This window comes from Bacteroides sp. AM32-11AC, assembly GCF_003603515.1.
Classification (GTDB): Bacteria; Bacteroidota; Bacteroidia; order Bacteroidales; family Bacteroidaceae; genus Bacteroides; species Bacteroides uniformis.
Map to the genome: position 1 here is coordinate 274,152 of NZ_QTNH01000001.1, position 15,836 is coordinate 289,987.

The 15,836-nt window shown below is 49.1% G+C and carries 10 protein-coding genes; 5 read left to right on the forward strand and 5 right to left on the reverse strand.

Features of this window, described 5'->3' with window-relative positions; translation table 11 throughout:
- Positions 1-49 precede the first annotated feature (49 nt).
- The 3 genes from DW800_RS01135 to DW800_RS01145 form a co-directional block, all read right to left on the reverse strand.
- Positions 50-2,080, reverse strand: coding sequence for a patatin-like phospholipase family protein (locus DW800_RS01135; protein WP_207814313.1), 2,031 nt, complete (start codon positions 2,078-2,080; stop codon positions 50-52).
- Positions 2,081-2,225: 145 nt separating this feature from the next.
- Positions 2,226-3,770: a sulfatase gene (locus DW800_RS01140; RefSeq protein ID WP_117878293.1), complete on the reverse strand. Its 1,545-nt coding sequence runs from the start codon at positions 3,768-3,770 to the stop codon at positions 2,226-2,228.
- Complete coding sequence (locus DW800_RS01145) at positions 3,767-4,966, reverse strand: glycoside hydrolase family 88 protein (RefSeq protein WP_005826007.1); 1,200 nt, start codon at positions 4,964-4,966, stop codon at positions 3,767-3,769. The genes DW800_RS01140 and DW800_RS01145 overlap by 4 nt, the downstream gene beginning before the upstream one ends.
- A 178-nt stretch (positions 4,967-5,144) precedes the next feature.
- Here DW800_RS01145 and DW800_RS01150 point away from each other — a divergent pair, with 178 nt between their 5' ends.
- Positions 5,145-5,588, forward strand: a complete 444-nt coding sequence (locus DW800_RS01150; RefSeq protein ID WP_005826009.1) for a PaaI family thioesterase — start codon at positions 5,145-5,147, stop codon at positions 5,586-5,588.
- Here the strand turns inward: DW800_RS01150 and DW800_RS01155 are convergent.
- The gene (locus tag DW800_RS01155; RefSeq protein WP_165859874.1) at positions 5,533-6,447 is read right to left on the reverse strand and encodes a DUF3108 domain-containing protein; all 915 of its coding nucleotides are present in this window, start codon (positions 6,445-6,447) and stop codon (positions 5,533-5,535) included. The genes DW800_RS01150 and DW800_RS01155 overlap by 56 nt on opposite strands.
- Positions 6,362-8,317, reverse strand: coding sequence for an Ig-like domain-containing domain (locus DW800_RS01160; RefSeq protein ID WP_005833829.1), 1,956 nt, complete (start codon positions 8,315-8,317; stop codon positions 6,362-6,364). The genes DW800_RS01155 and DW800_RS01160 overlap by 86 nt, the downstream gene beginning before the upstream one ends.
- 308 nt (positions 8,318-8,625) lie before the next feature.
- Here DW800_RS01160 and DW800_RS01165 point away from each other — a divergent pair, with 308 nt between their 5' ends.
- From DW800_RS01165 to lpxA, 4 genes are all read left to right on the forward strand, one after another.
- Positions 8,626-9,801: an efflux RND transporter periplasmic adaptor subunit gene (locus tag DW800_RS01165; protein WP_057254017.1), complete on the forward strand. Its 1,176-nt coding sequence runs from the start codon at positions 8,626-8,628 to the stop codon at positions 9,799-9,801.
- 54 nt (positions 9,802-9,855) lie between these two features.
- Positions 9,856-13,275 (forward strand): efflux RND transporter permease subunit, encoded by a 3,420-nt coding sequence (locus DW800_RS01170; protein ID WP_005833831.1) that lies wholly within the window; start codon positions 9,856-9,858, stop codon positions 13,273-13,275.
- 19 nt (positions 13,276-13,294) lie between these two features.
- On the forward strand, positions 13,295-14,680 hold the full coding sequence (locus DW800_RS01175; protein ID WP_119957704.1) for a TolC family protein: 1,386 nt from the start codon (positions 13,295-13,297) through the stop codon (positions 14,678-14,680).
- A 99-nt stretch (positions 14,681-14,779) separates the two neighbouring features.
- The gene (gene lpxA / locus DW800_RS01180; RefSeq protein WP_008662093.1) at positions 14,780-15,547 is read left to right on the forward strand and encodes an acyl-ACP--UDP-N-acetylglucosamine O-acyltransferase; all 768 of its coding nucleotides are present in this window, start codon (positions 14,780-14,782) and stop codon (positions 15,545-15,547) included.
- Positions 15,548-15,836 lie beyond the last annotated feature (289 nt).

A 15,836-nucleotide genomic window follows, 5' to 3' on the forward strand; every position in this document is an offset into this window, starting at 1 on the left:
TTCTTTTGTCTGAAAAATAAAATCCATGTAATATTTTGATATATCCTCGTTAGAATACGAATCCGAACCCAGCATACCACCCTACTTTCTTCGTCTGGTTGGACCAATTCAACTGTATCTCCACTGGTCCCAGAAAACTCTTGTACATATAGCCGATGCCTACCCCTGCCATATCAGCCGATTCGGAAGAGTCAAGAATCTGATGAAACTTCCCGGAGTTTCGCCCATAACTGCCCATCACTGATATATACTGGTTTTTCAAGATACGCTGTCTGAGGTTCAGCCCTGCAACCAGCAGTGCGGCTTGTGACAGTTCCGCACGGTTGATGCCCGTAAACGGTATCTGCTGTGGCATATAGCGCCCCGGTATGGTTCCCCCCACCATATTAATGATGGCAAAAGGATAATTACCGCTTCCGGACAATACGCGTCCATAAAACGAAGGAGTGACAGTGAACTTACTCGAGGGAGAGAAACATCCCTGCCAACGGGCATCGAAAACAGAAATAGGATTGTTGTCCTTATACTGGAAGAAGTTATCCGTATAGAGATGATAGGATACCGCCCACGACATACCTTTTGTAGGGGCGCTCCTCTCATTCAAGTTGTTGAACACAAGTCCGGCAAAGTAACTGAATAAGGACGAATTCTCAAACAGTGCCGAAGCTAACGGGTCGAGCGACAGCAAATCATGATAGTGGTAGTAATCAAAGTCAATGCCCAGACTGACCTGGATATTGTTCCAGTCCTTCGCCGCCCCCATACGGACCAGTTGATGTGTAAAAGTCAAATCCAGCGCCCGTTTGCCTTCATTGTAAATATTCATATCTTTATAGTCGAACTGATAGGCAAGTCCCGCCTGCCATCCACCGTCCCACTGGTAACTATATCCGAGTCGTGCCAGTGTACGCTTGCCCAGACGGGCGGTGAGGCTGGCCAGCGACTCCCGCTGCCGGCCGAAATAGAAGTCCGTATTTGCCTGCAACGCCGCCAGTTCTTCCGTATCAAAACGAAAACCGACATTCAGCTTGTTCTCCCGTACAGCAGGGGCGGCTATTTGGGAATCAACGGGAATCTCCCTATCAACAGCCGCGCCGGGCAAGCGGAAAGGTCCCGGGCGGCGAGGCTGATAATCTTCTGCAAGTCCCAGCTTCCGTTTCAGGGCAAGCAGTCCGTCCCAACTGTCCATGGCAGCACGCTCTCCCCGCACCATCAAAGTGTCGATGGCCTCTTTGGTGAAACTTGCAGCCGAATAGCCGGTGACATCCACCTTTATCAACACGTCGGTATTACGCAGATTCTCACGGTATTTCTTCTCTCCTTGCAGATTAATGATTTGCCCGAAGATGTCTTTCACCGATTTCAGCTCGGAAGCCTTAAGCAGCGGACTCTGCACATCCACCCCGATAATGTAGTCGGCCCCCATGGCAAGCGCCACATCTACCGGATAGTTATTCACCATTCCACCGTCCACCAACACCATTCCATCCAGGTCTACCGGAGCAAACACACCGGGAATGGACATGCTGGAACGCATGGAAGTGGCCAGTATTCCCTCATGGAACACTACTTCGCTGCCATTCACCAGATTTTCCGACACGCAGGCAAACGGAATAGGAAGACGGCTAAAATCCACAGAATCCTGGTAACCTTCTGTCAATGTGGAGAACAAACGTGCCAGGTTCTTCCCTTTTATGATACCCGCATCCGAAACAGCGGCAGATTTCAAAGAAAACGGAATGGAGAGTACATAGCGCTCCGACTTCAACCGGTCATCCAGCAACACATCCTTAGGATTGGGGGCATCCGAGAGCAAGAATTTCCAGTTCTGGGCATTCACCATACTGTCCAATTGCTGCGGGGTATATCCGATAGAATACAAACCGCCCACAATGGCCCCCATACTAGTGCCCACCACATAATCTATAGGGATACCCGCTTCTTCAATTACTTTCAGAGCACCGATATGCGCCGTCCCTTTGGCGCCACCCCCACTGAGTACGACAGCCACTTTCGGACGCCCGGACGCCCAAAGGACCATCGGCAAAAACAACAAACAAGCCCATAGTCTATACTTCATCTCCATCATTTACTTAATACGTATTGGTAATTTATTCCACTCTGAATCAAACAACCCGCTCCGACAAATAGTTCACTATCAGTCGAAGCGGGTCGCAAAAAACGTTCAAGCAATTTATGGAGGATTATCTATAACCCATTTCCAATCAATAAGGTATCATATCCTTCAAGATACCTTCCTTATACCAAGGATCATCAATCTCTTTCAACACTTTGCCCATCTCTGCGCAAAGGTCTTTTACGACTTCTTGGTTTTCTTCCAAAGAAAGGTTATTCATCTGATACGGGTCCTTTTCATCGTCAAACAACAAACTTTTGACCAGCTTATGGTTTTCGCGGTCAATGTAGAGCGCCAGCGTGTAGCGCGCCGATTTAAAGCCGCGCGACGAAGGGAAGTAGGAACGGACCATACCTTCCGCATCCTTCTCACCGTCCAGGTTCTGGATGTAGAGAGCGCCGGTGGGACGTACAATATCCGCCTTTTCATCGAAGAAAAGCGGTGCATAGTTGCGTCCCTGCACCTCGGCCGGAATGGAGTCGGCAAGACCGGCAAGACCCAACAAGGTAGGCATGATGTCCGGCGAGGAAAGCATCAAGTCGTCCACGCGGGGCTTAATCTTATCGGGAAAACGCACCAGGAAAGGAACGTTCATGGACTCGGAGTACGGGGAATTCTTCGGGTCTTCCGTATGCTGGCTGCACATGGTCTCTCCATGGTCGGAGGCAAACACGACAATGGTATTCTTGTCCAGTCCGAGTTCCTTCAAGGCATCGAGTATCTGACCGAAAGCACGGTCGACACCCGTCACAGAAGCAAAGTAGTAGCGTGCACTCTCTGCCTTGAGCATCTTGGAGTCGGCATTCGGACGGACGAGCAAGCTGTCCAGAGGCTGGTTTTTATAGAGATTGAAATCTTCCTCCATACAGTCGTCCAAAGAACGGTACGGACTATGGGGAGGATTCATGCCTACCATAATGAAGAAAGGTTTCTTCGGGTCGCGTACATTCCCCTCGTTCTTCAGATAAGACACCACCTTGCCCGATTCGTGTAACGGTGACCACTCGCGCGGGTCGTGGCGACGGCCTTCCGTATCCCAGTAATGCGGATTCTTGTGTTCGTCAAAGGTACCGTAAGAATACCAGTAATTGAACCCATGACGACGTTCTTTCGGCGTATAGGCATCCCATGCAGGTACACGGTCTTCCACATACTGTCCGGGACGTTCGGGGTCGTTGGGGGTAGGAAAGTAGGCATGCAGTTTGCCAAAGTAGGCACAGTCATATCCGGCATTGCAGAAAACATCACTCACACACACAGCATCCTCACGCAGGGAGCTGATGGGACGGCTCGAATTGCAATTCAATGGAATACCACTCTTATTAGGATACATTCCCGTCAACAGAGAACCACGGTGGGGACTGCTCAACGGGCAGTTGCTCATGGCAGATGTCAATACCACCGACTCCCGGGCAAAATCATTCAAGCGTGGGGTATGCACCGGGTCATTCCGAAAGTTCACTTTCTCGCGAAAACCTTCCTGGCCCCAGAACTCCATCGCCTGGTTACGGTATTGGTCGGGAAAAACGTAAATGACATTCGGCTGGACGGATTGTTCCGCCTGCGGGGCTTTACAGCCCTGCAAGGCGAACAAACCTAAACCACCTAACAAAATATTTAATTGAGTTTTCATTTTTCCAAGTCTCTTTTACGCATCAATCCTTCCAGGAAGTAATAGTCGGCATAATTCAGCGGTACATCAATCTCCGCACCGTGAGGAATACTGCCCACAGAGTGCATCAGGATGAAGTTGCCGTTGGTACCCACCTTGGCACGGTAGGAAGGAGAAGCGAGGCTTTCCATAATCCGGTCGGCGGTTTCCTTGTATCCCTTATCCGGCAGATAAGTACTCAGCTCGTAAAGGGCGGACGCCGTGCAGGCAGCTGCCGAAGCATCGCGAGGTTCATTCGGGATATTGGGAGCATCGAAATCCCAGTAGGGAACCAAGTCTTCCGGAAGATTCTTGTTGTTGAAGATAAAGTTGTAGACCTTTTCAGCCTGTTCCAGGTATTTGGCATCGTGTGTATAGCGATAGCACATGGTATAGCCGTACAAGGCCCACGCTTGTCCACGTGCCCAAGCAGACTCGTCGGCATAGCCTTGTGCAGTCTGTCTCTTACGGACTTCACCGGTTTCGGGGTCATAATCCACCACATGATAGCAGCTGTTGTCCTCACGGAAATGGTTAGCCATAGTCGTATCGGCGTGCTTCCGGGCTATGTTATAGAAAGTGGAGTCGCCGGACAGCTTGGAAGCTTCGAACAGCAGTTCGAGGTTCATCATATTATCAATGATAACGGGACATTTCCAGCCACGTTCAGCCTGCCACCCCTTGTCTGCATCCCATGACTGAAGTACGCCTGCTGCAGGGCGGAAACGGGTAGACAATGATTTGGCTGTCTGTATGATGACCGGCTTGTACTCCTCCTTACCCGCAAAACGGTATCCGTTCAGGTAGCTGCTGCCAATCATAAAGCCCACATCATGGTGCCAGGTAAGGTATTGTACCGAATCCAAATCCTCGGTATACTTCTCTGCCAGCGGCAGCCACTTCTGGTCACCGGTCAACTCGTACATATGCCAGATATTACCGGGGAAGAAGCCGGAACACCAATCGTCGATAGGTACATAGACAATGTTCCCATCCTTATCAATGGTACGGGGATTAAGGATTTTACCGGATTTTTCGATAATGTCTGTCTGAATTGTCTCCTGAGCCACAGCATTATCAATGTTTTCTTGGATAAAGTTGCTTTCAGCCTGCTTTTGCCCTGCGCAACCTGCCAATACAAGGAGGGAGATTCCCAATGTAGTGAGGACTGTTTTCATAATAAGGGATTTATTTATTAAGAGTTTATGATTTTTCCTGCTGCAAAAGTAGAGCAAGTGTACAGATTTGACCCGCCTAAATAATTCAATTAATGGCTAAAATCGTTACTTTTGCGTCCGGAAGCACATATTTTCCACCCATTAATCATTAATCACTAAACATTAATCATTACTCCCCATGACCGCACAAGAGTTTTTTAAGAACGACCGCTTCGCCACGAATGCAGGTGTAGAACTGATAGAAATAAAGGAAGGATACAGCAAGGCACGCCTGGTTATCACGGCAGAGCATCTCAATGCGGGAGGCCGTACGCAAGGGGGTGCCATCTTCACCCTTGCCGACCTGGCACTGGCAGCAGCAGCCAACTCCCACGGAACATTGGCCTTCTCTCTTTCGTCCAATATCACCTTCCTGCGCAGCAGCGGACCGGGCGATGTACTGTATGCCGAAGCACGCGAACGCTACATCGGCCGCACCACCGGATATTACCAGATCGACGTCACCAACCAGGAGGGAAAACTGATTGCCACTTTCGAATCCAGTGTATTTAGAAAAGGGGATAACATCACTTTTTCCTTACCACAGACGTCATCGGATAGCGGTTGCCCCGGACACTCTTGAAGAATGCCTTGGCCGAACCGAAATTCAAATACATGTCCAAGCGAATGGGAAGGTGGTTCTTATCATCGGATACGAAGAAGGTGATGACCTCCTTCTCCTTACTTTTCTTGTACTCTACGAAAGAGAATACCAAGCAGCGGTAAACGGTGTCGTTATTCGCCTTGACCTCCTCCTTGCCGCGGTAAATCAACGTCTGCTCTTCCACCCTGCGTCCTGTGGCCATGGGAAAGAGTATCTTCTGCCCTACCTTGTAGTCTTTAGGGTCATAAGAGCGCGCCTGCGCCAAAATGCTCAACATATCGAAGATACAGCGACTATCACTGTATTCCATCTCCTGAGCCTCACGCACGGGATTGTGCCAGGTGCGTCTCTGCTTTACATTCGCCAGTCCGTCCGAGTAGGAGAACCAAGCCTCGTCCACCGTATGGCGGCTTCCCTCCTCCGCCGCTTTACGGAAGTAGAGCGGCTCCAACCTATCGCTGACATAACAAGTCAACGTATCACGCATCTTGAAGAAAAAATCGGTCTTTTTACTGCCTACACAAAGCAAGTTAAAGCGAAATGCAGGCTCGGAATGGTAAGTCGTGGCATTGGTAGTGAGGCTTGCCAGACCCACCTTCTTCCAAATGAACTTCCAATTGAAATATAAATCGTACATGACATGCTCGCCCGACTGGAAAGCTTCATTCTTTGCAGTACATTGGGCCTGAACAGACTGGGAGGTTCCCAAACAGACCGCTCCCACCATTAATAGAATGAACAATTGCTTCCGCCTAATAGCTATGGCCTCTACCACTGTTGCGGCTGCTATTGCCACTGCGGTTATTTTTGTTCCTGTTTTGCTTTTTCTTGTCTTCATCTGGTTTTTGTTTTTTTAGTTCGTCCGGCTTCTGCCTATCCAGGGACTTGGCCTTAATATCCCATTCCTGGGTCAAATCAAAGTTCGCTTTAAGCTCCAGAACCATCGGATAATAGTAAACCATTTCAGGCTGGCGCTTCTCGGCATAGTTTCCCGTATCCCAGACGCCATTCCCATTCGTATCATTTATCAGCCGCGCTCCATATTTGCCCGGATTGAGGAAATAGAAATCGGCTTTCCCATCCACCACCGGCACCGTGCGCAGCACTTTGTCCTGACCGTCCAGTAGTTCCACAAAAGCCAGAGAGTCCGCTCCATGCACATTAAAGAATATCTGCCCGTACTCTTCCAGCTTCTTGGCCTTGAAGTCCTTCTTTATCTTGTCGGAGAACAACCCGTACAATCCGCGTATGGCAGCAGAATCCACTTCAAATGTATAGCTTTCGCCGGGTGCCCATTCGGCAAACAGATTATAACGCTTCAAGTCCAAAGAGTCGCGCATAAAGTCGAACGGGATATCCTGCCACAACGAGTCCACTTTCAGTTTCAGATGGAAAGCGGTGGTATCTATGCTTGCCACCGGCTCCGTAAACGACAGAGTAAGATAATCATATACATCGATTGCAGAAGGGGCATACACATCTACAGCCAGGAATTCCGTCGGCTCGGGCTCTTCCACCTCACCTTCCTTCAACTTCTTCTTTTTCTTCTCACGCTCTTTCTGTTCCTTTTCCTTCGCTTCCTGCTTCTGCTTCTGCTGCTTGTCGTATGTCAACTTCGCCAGCACATTCAAAGTATCGGTACGGGGTACCAATCGTTTCAGGCTATCCGTATACAAATAGGTGATACTCATTTTCAGGGAATCCTGCTTATAGAGCAGAGAATCCTTTATCCAATAATGAATCGTATCGTTCCGGCCGGTAGGCTGTTCTATAACAAACGCATCTTCCTCATTAAAGTTCAATCCTTTCAATAAAGGCAACGTGTCTGCCGGAGCAGTGAAATAGAGCGAAAACTTCTCCGGAGTCAACCGTTCGGCCTTCAAAAAACGTTGCGAGAAGGAAAGCTCCTTGAAAGCACGCAGCAGAACATCATCCGGAAGGTAGTGGGTATATTGACGTTCTACAATCGTATCTACTGTCAGCGAGTCTATCCAGGTCGTATCCTGGCGCATGCGCTCTTCCATGGAAGGAATGATGATAGAGTCATTAAAAGCTATCACTTCCGTCGGCTGGGAATAGGCAAAATTCTGGTCGGCATCCTGCAAGGCATAAATGCGATACTTGCCGGGAGCCACTCCACGGATAGAGAAGCGTCCGCGACTGTCCGTACGCCCCACCCGCTCAAAAGGAAGTTTGGTAAAAGCGGAGTCGGCCAGATTGGCATGCAGACCGACCAGCATTCCTTTCACCGGTTCAAGATTGGCCGCATTCAGTACTGTACCGGCCACAGCCATAGAGTCGAGACGGTCGCCCGTAGAGAAAGAATAGAAGAAATTCTCCAAGGGATTCCCCTCATTATTATCCTGGATGGCATCACCAAAATCGAATGTATAAGTAGTATTGGGTTTCAATGTATCCTGCAGAGTGATGACCACCTTCTTCCCATTAGACTTAATTTCGGGCTGCTGCACCTGCGGAGGGGATATTACAATCTTCTCATTCGGCTTGTCAAGCTTGATAAATTCATCGAACTCAATGGAAAGTTTATTTTTATTGTGATGGAGTGCGCCGGGCGTGGGAGTACCGGAAATAAAACGCGGAGGAGTCTCATCATAAGGTCCTCCTTCAATACGGCCCACACTGGCACAAGAATACAGTGCGGCAGCTATGGCAACACCCCCCAACAACCTGCGGAAAAGCGGCTTCATTTTAGTATGGCGTTTACGTTCTAACATGCTGCAAAAATAAAGGTTATCTGCCAATTAGCGGTATGCTTTACAGTATTTTAATCAAAAAATGTCCTTTCGTTCTCATCTATGTATGAAACATAGTTAAAAAAGGAAGTGTTTCACACCTTATATACTAAGAAAAGAATATTTTTGCAGACGAAAACTGAATAGGAGTATTCAGTTTTCTTTTTCCTACCTTATTTCTAAATCATGAATTACACACAAAAACGCCTTTCAAGAATCGAAAAAAAGAAGAATATAAAATTATACAGAGAACAAAAAAGAGTATGAAGAGTAGATTAGTATTATTGGCATGTTGCCTGGCACTGCTCAGCAGTTGCGGACAAGGCGACAAAGGAACGGGTAAAGCTCCCGAATTTGCAGTGATTGAGGCAAAGACCACCACTGCCAACTTGACAAACAGCTACCCTGCTACTATCAAGGGTAAACAAGATGTAGAAATCCGCCCGATGGTGAGTGGGTTCATCACAAAATTGCACGTGGATGAAGGCGCAACAGTGCGCAAAGGACAAGTGTTGTTCAGCATCGACCCCGTACAGTATCAGGCAGCCGTAAATTCGGCCAAAGCTGCTGTTGAAACAGCCAAAGCTGCCGTAAACACACAAGAACTGACTGTAAACAACAAACGTGAACTGAACAAGAAAAACATCATCAGTGACTACGATTTGCAAATGGCCGAAAACCAGCTGGCACAGACAAAGGCACAACTGGCACAAGCCAATGCCCAATTGGTCAATGCCAAGAACAATTTGTCATACACCAGTGTAACCAGCCCCAGTGACGGTGTAGTAGGTAGCATTCCCTACCGCGTAGGTAGCTTGGTTAGTCCTTCCGTAGCCAGCCCGCTGACTACCGTTGCCGACATCTCCGAAATGTACGCCTACTTCTCCATGACCGAACGCCAACTCTTGTCACAGATTCGTGAAGGCGGTAGCACCAAGGAAATTCTGGAAAAGATGCCGGATGTACAGTTGCAGCTCATCGACGGGACCATGTATGCCGACAGTGGCCGCGTGGAGACAATCAGCGGAGTCATTGACCAGACTACCGGTTCGGTAACCATGCGTGCCCTCTTCCCCAACAAGCACAACGTGCTGCGTAGTGGAAGCACCGGCAATGTGGTATTCCCCAACCCGCTGCATGATGTCATCATGATTCCACAGTCTGCCACTACCGAAATCCAGGACAAGCAGTTCGTATTCGTACTGCAACCGGACAACACGCTGAAAAATACCGAAGTTAAAGTGTTCAGCTTAGACGACGGCAAGTATTATTACGTGACGGAAGGTTTGAAAGCAGGCGAAAAAATCGTTATCGAAGGGGTACAGAACCTGAAGGACGGACAGTCCATCACGCCCATCACGCCTGCTGAAAAGGAAGCCGAATACCAGAAGGCCCTAAAAGACCAGAAAGAAGGCAATATTCAGACTGCGTTTCAATGAAAGAATGAAAAATAAAAAAATTCTTCAATTTTTAATTCCTTAATTGTTCATGAAATGAAATTAGATAGATTTATTAACCGTCCGGTACTATCAACGGTAATTTCCATCCTGATAGTAATCTTAGGAGTTATTGGTCTGGCTACCTTGCCTATCACCCAATACCCGGACATTGCACCTCCCACCGTATCGGTAAGTGCGACTTACCAAGGTGCCAATGCCCAAACGGTGCTTAACTCCGTTATCGCTCCGCTGGAGGACCAGATTAACGGTGTGGAAAATATGATGTATATGAGTTCGAGCGCCACCAACAGCGGTTCGGGCGACATCTCCATCTACTTCAAGCAAGGTACCGACCCCGATATGGCAGCGGTGAACGTACAGAACCGCGTTTCCATGGCGCAAGGCTTGCTGCCTGCCGAAGTTACCAAAATCGGTGTAACCACCCGTAAACGCCAGACTTCCATGTTGATGGTATTCTCCATCTATGATGAAAAAGACCAGTACAACATCGAGTTCCTGGAAAACTACGCCAACATCAACCTTATCCCTGAGGTGAAACGTGTCAACGGTGTGGGCGATGCCATGGTATTGGGACAAGACTACTCCATGCGTATCTGGCTGAAACCTGATGTAATGGCCCAATACAAACTTATCCCCAACGATGTGGTTGCCGCCTTGAGCGAACAGAACATCGAAGCGGCTCCCGGCCAGTTGGGTGAGCGCGGTAACCAAACCTACCAGTATACTCTGCGTTACAAAGGACGTCTGCAACAGACTACGGAGTTCGAGAACATTGTCATCAAGGCCTTGGAGAACGGTGAAATACTCCGTCTGAAGGATGTAGCAAATGTGGAACTGGGTCGTCTGTCATACGGATTCAACAATATGGTAAACGGACATAAAGCCGTGAGTTGTATCATTTTCCAGATGGCAGGCAGTAATGCCACGCAGACCATCTCGGATATCGAGGCCCTACTGGACGACTATTCCAGCAAACTGCCCGCCGGCTTGAAGATAAACATTGCACAGAGTGCCAACGACTTCCTCTTCGCTTCCATACATGAGGTAATCAAGACATTGATCGAGGCCTTTATCCTGGTGTTCATCGTAGTGTATATCTTCCTGCAGGATATGCGCTCCACGTTGATTCCCGCCATCGCCATTCCCGTGGCGTTGATTGCCACCTTCTTTGTATTGAAACTGATTGGCTTCAGTATCAACTTGCTGACCCTTTCGGCCATGGTGCTTGCCATTGCGATTGTGGTCGATGATGCCATCGTCGTCGTCGAGGGCGTCCATGCCAAGCTGGACCAGGGCTACAAATCGGCCCGTACAGCTTCCATCGACGCCATGAGTGAACTGGGTGGTGCCATCGTCTCCATTACGTTGGTGATGATGTCCGTATTCGTTCCCGTGAGCTTCATGGGAGGTACGGCAGGTACTTTCTACCGTCAGTTCGGTTTGACCATGGCGATTGCCATCGGTTTCTCGGCTCTGAACGCCCTGACCCTGAGTCCTGCGCTGTGTGCCATCTTCCTGAAACCTCACAACGGCGGACACGAAAGTCTGAAAGAGCGTGTAGGCGTTGCCGCCAAGGAAGCCCGCAAGATTATGATTGCACGTTATGCCGACTCTATAGGCCGGTTGATGCGTCCCGGCATTACACTGCTCTTCGTGACGGTAGCTATCCTGGGCATGATTTTCGGTCTGTTCAGCTTCAGCGAACACCCCATTCTGTGTAGCTTGATGATTATCATCAGTGTGCTGGCGTTGGCAGGTATGACTACCGACAAGTTCAAACAATCCTTCAATGACTCATACAACGGTATCTTGGGCAAGTATAAGAAACAAGTGCTGTTCTTCATCCAGAAACGCTGGATATCGGCAGGACTGGTTATCGGCTCTATTGTACTGTTGGGCGTATTCATGCAGATAACCCCGACCGGTATGGTGCCCAACGAAGACACCGGTACCATCATGGGCGCTGTGACACTGCCTCCGGGCACTTCACAAGAACGCGCACAAGAGATTTTGAACCGTGTGGACAGCTTGGTTGCTGCAGACCCTGCCGTACAGTCACGTACCGTTATCTCAGGTTATAGCTTCTTGGGCGGTCAAGGCCCCTCCTACGGTTCACTCATCATCAAGCTGAAGAACTGGGAAGAACGTTCCACGATGCAGAACTCCACGATTGTGTACGCCACTTTGTACATGCGCGCCCAAAAGATTATCAAGGAAGCGCAGGTATTGTTCTTCGCGCCGCCTATGATTCCGGGTTACTCGGCTTCAAGCGACATCGAGTTGAACATGCAGGACAAGACGGGTGGTGATTTGAACCACTTCTTCGACGTGGTGAACAACTATAACGCAGCCCTGGAAGCACGCCCTGAAATCAACTCTGCCAAGACATCCTTCAACCCTCACTTCCCGCAATACCAGCTGGACATTGACGCTGCCGCTTGTAAGAAAGCAGGCATCAGCCCCAATGACATCTTGACTACCTTGCAGGGATATTACGGTGGTTTGTATGCTTCCAACTTCAACAGCTTCGGTAAGATGTACCGCGTAATGGTACAAGCCGAACCTGATGCTACCAAGAATATGGAAACACTGCAAAGCATCAAGGTGCGCAACGGCAACGAGATGGCACCTATCACGCAGTTCATCTCCATCAAGAAAGTATATGGTCCTGACGTCATCAGCCGTTTCAACCTCTACACCTCCATGAAGGTGATGGTGGCTCCCGCATCAGGCTACACTTCCGGTCAGGCTCTGCAAGCCATTGCCGAAGTGGCGCAGGAAAACCTGCCTGCCGGTTTCGGTTATGAGTTGGGAGGTATGGCGCGTGAAGAGGCCGAAACGAGTGGCAGCACTACGGGACTCATCTTCATATTGTGCTTCGTATTCGTTTATCTGTTGCTGAGTGCCCAGTACGAAAGCTACATCCTGCCTTTATCCGTATTGCTGTCCGTGCCGTTCGGTCTGCTGGGTAGCTTCCTCTTTGTAGGCGGTATAGGCGCATTGGGCAGCATCCCGGCACTGAAAATGATTCTGGGTACGATGTCCAATGACATCTATATGCAGATTGCCCTCATCATGTTGATGGGTCTGTTGGCCAAGAATGCCATCTTGATTGTAGAGTTTGCCCTCGAACGCCGCAGAATGGGTATGAGTATCACCTGGGCAGCCGTATTGGGTGCCGCAGCCCGTCTGCGTCCTATCTTGATGACGTCGTTGGCAATGATTGTCGGTCTGCTCCCGCTGATGTTTGCTTCCGGTGCGGGTGCCAACGGTAACCGTACGCTGGGTACGTCTGCCATCGGCGGTATGTTAATCGGTATGATTCTGCAAATCTTCATAGTGCCCGCACTGTTCGTGGCATTCCAGTACCTGCAGGAGAAATTCAAGCCGATGGAATGGGAAGATGTGGACAACTCGGATGCAGAACCGGAGATTGAACAATATACAAAATAGTGATTAACGATTAGCGATTATGAAGAAAATAATATGCCTGATGTGCGCAACTGCTTTATTGAGCAGTTGCCACATCTACAAATCATACGACAGACCCGAAGACATAACAACTGCCGGACTGTATCGCGACACGGCGTCCGTGAACGATACATTAGCCGCAGATACGGCCAACTTCGGTAATCTGCCTTGGAGAGAAGTGTTCACAGACCCGCAGCTGCAGACACTTATCGAGCAAGCACTCACCAACAACGGTGACCTGCGCAGTGCCGCCTTGAACGTGAAACAAGCACAAGCCGCACTGATGTCTGCCCGTCTTGCCTATGCTCCGACGCTTGTCTTGTCTCCGCAAGGAACCGTCAGCAGCTGGGACAAGGGAAAGGCTACACAAATCTACTCCCTGCCCGTCACCGCAAGCTGGCAAGTCGACCTCTTCGGTCAACTGCTGAACCCGAAGCGACAAGCAAAGGTTAGCTTGAAGCAGACGCAGTTCTACGAACAAGCCGTTCAGACGCAAGTCATCGCCGGCGTAGCCAACATGTACTACACCCTGCTGATGCTGGACCGCCAACTCCAAATCACCGAAGGCACCGTCGAGATTCTGAAAAAGAACCTGGAGACCGTGCAAGCCATGAAAGATGCAGGCATCTACGGAACCACTTCTGCTGCCGTAGAGCAGAGCCGCACTGCCTACGCTCAAGTCATGGCATCACTGCCCGACATACGCCAGAGCATACGCGAAACCGAAAACGCCCTCTGCCTGATGTTGCACCAACCGGCACAGAGCATCGCACGCGGTGTGCTGGAAGAGCAGCAGCTGCCTACGGAATTTTCAGTAGGTATCCCCTTGCAGTTGCTATCCAACCGTCCGGACGTGAAAGCTGCCGAGATGTCACTGGCTGCCAACTACTATAACACCAATAGCGCCCGTGCCGCTTTCTACCCGCAGATTACATTGAGCGGTTCGGGAGGCTGGACCAATAACTCCGGTGCAGGTATCGTCAACCCGGGCAAACTGCTGGCTTCCGCCATCGGTTCGCTGACGCAACCCTTGTTCTATCGCGGTGCCAACATTGCCCGTCTGAAACAAGCCAAGGCACAAGAGGAGCAGGCTAAGATTCAGTTCCAAACCGCCCTGCTGAATGCCGGAAATGAAGTGAGCAACGCCCTGCATCTGTATCAAATGGAGAAGGACAAAGCTGTTTCACGCACTATTCAAGTAAATTCTGCCCGCCAAGCTGCCTCAGATACAAAAGAATTGTTTAACTTAGGCACGTCGACCTATCTGGAAGTCTTGTCTGCCGAGCAGTCTTACCTCAGCGCACAGCTTGCAGAAGTATCCGACACCTTCAGCAGCATGCAGGCGGTTATCAGCCTGTATCAAGCGCTTGGAGGAGGAAGAGAATAAAATGAGCGATAAGTGATTAGTGATTAGCGATTAATGAAATAGTAAATCCTAATCACTAACCATTTATCACTAATCATTAATCATTAATCGCTAATTACTATGATAAGTCCGTTAGCTTATGTAGATTCTGCCGCAAAAATCGGCAAGAATGTAACCATCCAGCCCTTTGCATTTATCGAAGGGAACGTGGAAATCGGTGATGACTGTATTATTATGTCGGGTGCAAAAATTCTGCACGGTACCCGCATGGGAAAAGGGAACAAGGTACATCACAATGCCGTTCTGGGTGCCGAACCGCAAGACTTCCACTATACGGGAGAGAGCAGTATGCTGATTATCGGTGATAATAACGACATCCGCGAGAACGTGGTTATCAGCCGTGCTACCCATGCAGGAAGCGCTACCCGCATCGGCAATGAAAACTACCTGATGGATGGTGTACACCTCTGCCACGACGTGCAGATAGGCAACCATTGTGTACTGGGTATCAAGACTACCGTAGCCGGAGAATGTCAGATAGACGATTGTACCATTCTGAGCAGCAACGTCATTCTGCACCAATACTGCCACATTGGAAGTTGGGTACTGATTCAAGCTGGCTGCCGCATATCAAAGGATGTGCCGCCCTATATCATCATGAACGGTAATCCGGCGGAATACCACGGTATCAACGCTGCTGTGCTTCAACACAAACACCAGGTGACCGAACGTGTATTGCGCCATATCGTAAATGCCTACCGTCTGGTATACCAGGGAAACTTCAGCGTGCAGGATGCCTTGCAGAAGATTGAAGACCAAGTACCGATGAGTGACGAGATACACAATATCATCAATTTCATCAAGAATTCCAAAGGAATCGTGAAGTAAACACCCTTCTTCGGGCACGAATCACGCAGACAATACGGATGAATAAATTCTTTTCTGTAAGTCTGCGTAGTTCGTGCCCTTTTCTATATTCCTCTACAATAGTTCCTGCATTATCTTTTACTATTTTTTGATGCACATTCATTCCAGGCAGTATGCTAAGTAAAACAAACTGTTTCCTTTAACTAAACATTTTGTTTCCTTATAGAGAACACTTTGTTTCCCTTAACAAAACAGTTCGTTCCATTATATGAAAACAAAGTGTTTTTCTATACTGAAACAAAGTGTTCTC

What these genes read in the sequence shown, in the direction of transcription:
- DW800_RS01135 (WP_207814313.1), bottom strand. Translation starts at nt 2,080, where the DNA reads ATGAAGTATAGACTATGGGCTTGTTTGTTGTTTTTGCCGATGGTCCTT.
- DW800_RS01140 (WP_117878293.1), bottom strand. Translation starts at nt 3,770, where the DNA reads ATGAAAACTCAATTAAATATTTTGTTAGGTGGTTTAGGTTTGTTCGCC.
- DW800_RS01145 (WP_005826007.1), bottom strand. Translation starts at nt 4,966, where the DNA reads ATGAAAACAGTCCTCACTACATTGGGAATCTCCCTCCTTGTATTGGCA.
- DW800_RS01150 (WP_005826009.1), top strand. Translation starts at nt 5,145, where the DNA reads ATGACCGCACAAGAGTTTTTTAAGAACGACCGCTTCGCCACGAATGCA.
- DW800_RS01155 (WP_165859874.1), bottom strand. Translation starts at nt 6,447, where the DNA reads ATGAAGACAAGAAAAAGCAAAACAGGAACAAAAATAACCGCAGTGGCA.
- DW800_RS01160 (WP_005833829.1), bottom strand. Translation starts at nt 8,317, where the DNA reads ATGAAGCCGCTTTTCCGCAGGTTGTTGGGGGGTGTTGCCATAGCTGCC.
- DW800_RS01165 (WP_057254017.1), top strand. Translation starts at nt 8,626, where the DNA reads ATGAAGAGTAGATTAGTATTATTGGCATGTTGCCTGGCACTGCTCAGC.
- DW800_RS01170 (WP_005833831.1), top strand. Translation starts at nt 9,856, where the DNA reads ATGAAATTAGATAGATTTATTAACCGTCCGGTACTATCAACGGTAATT.
- DW800_RS01175 (WP_119957704.1), top strand. Translation starts at nt 13,295, where the DNA reads ATGAAGAAAATAATATGCCTGATGTGCGCAACTGCTTTATTGAGCAGT.
- lpxA (WP_008662093.1), top strand. Translation starts at nt 14,780, where the DNA reads ATGATAAGTCCGTTAGCTTATGTAGATTCTGCCGCAAAAATCGGCAAG.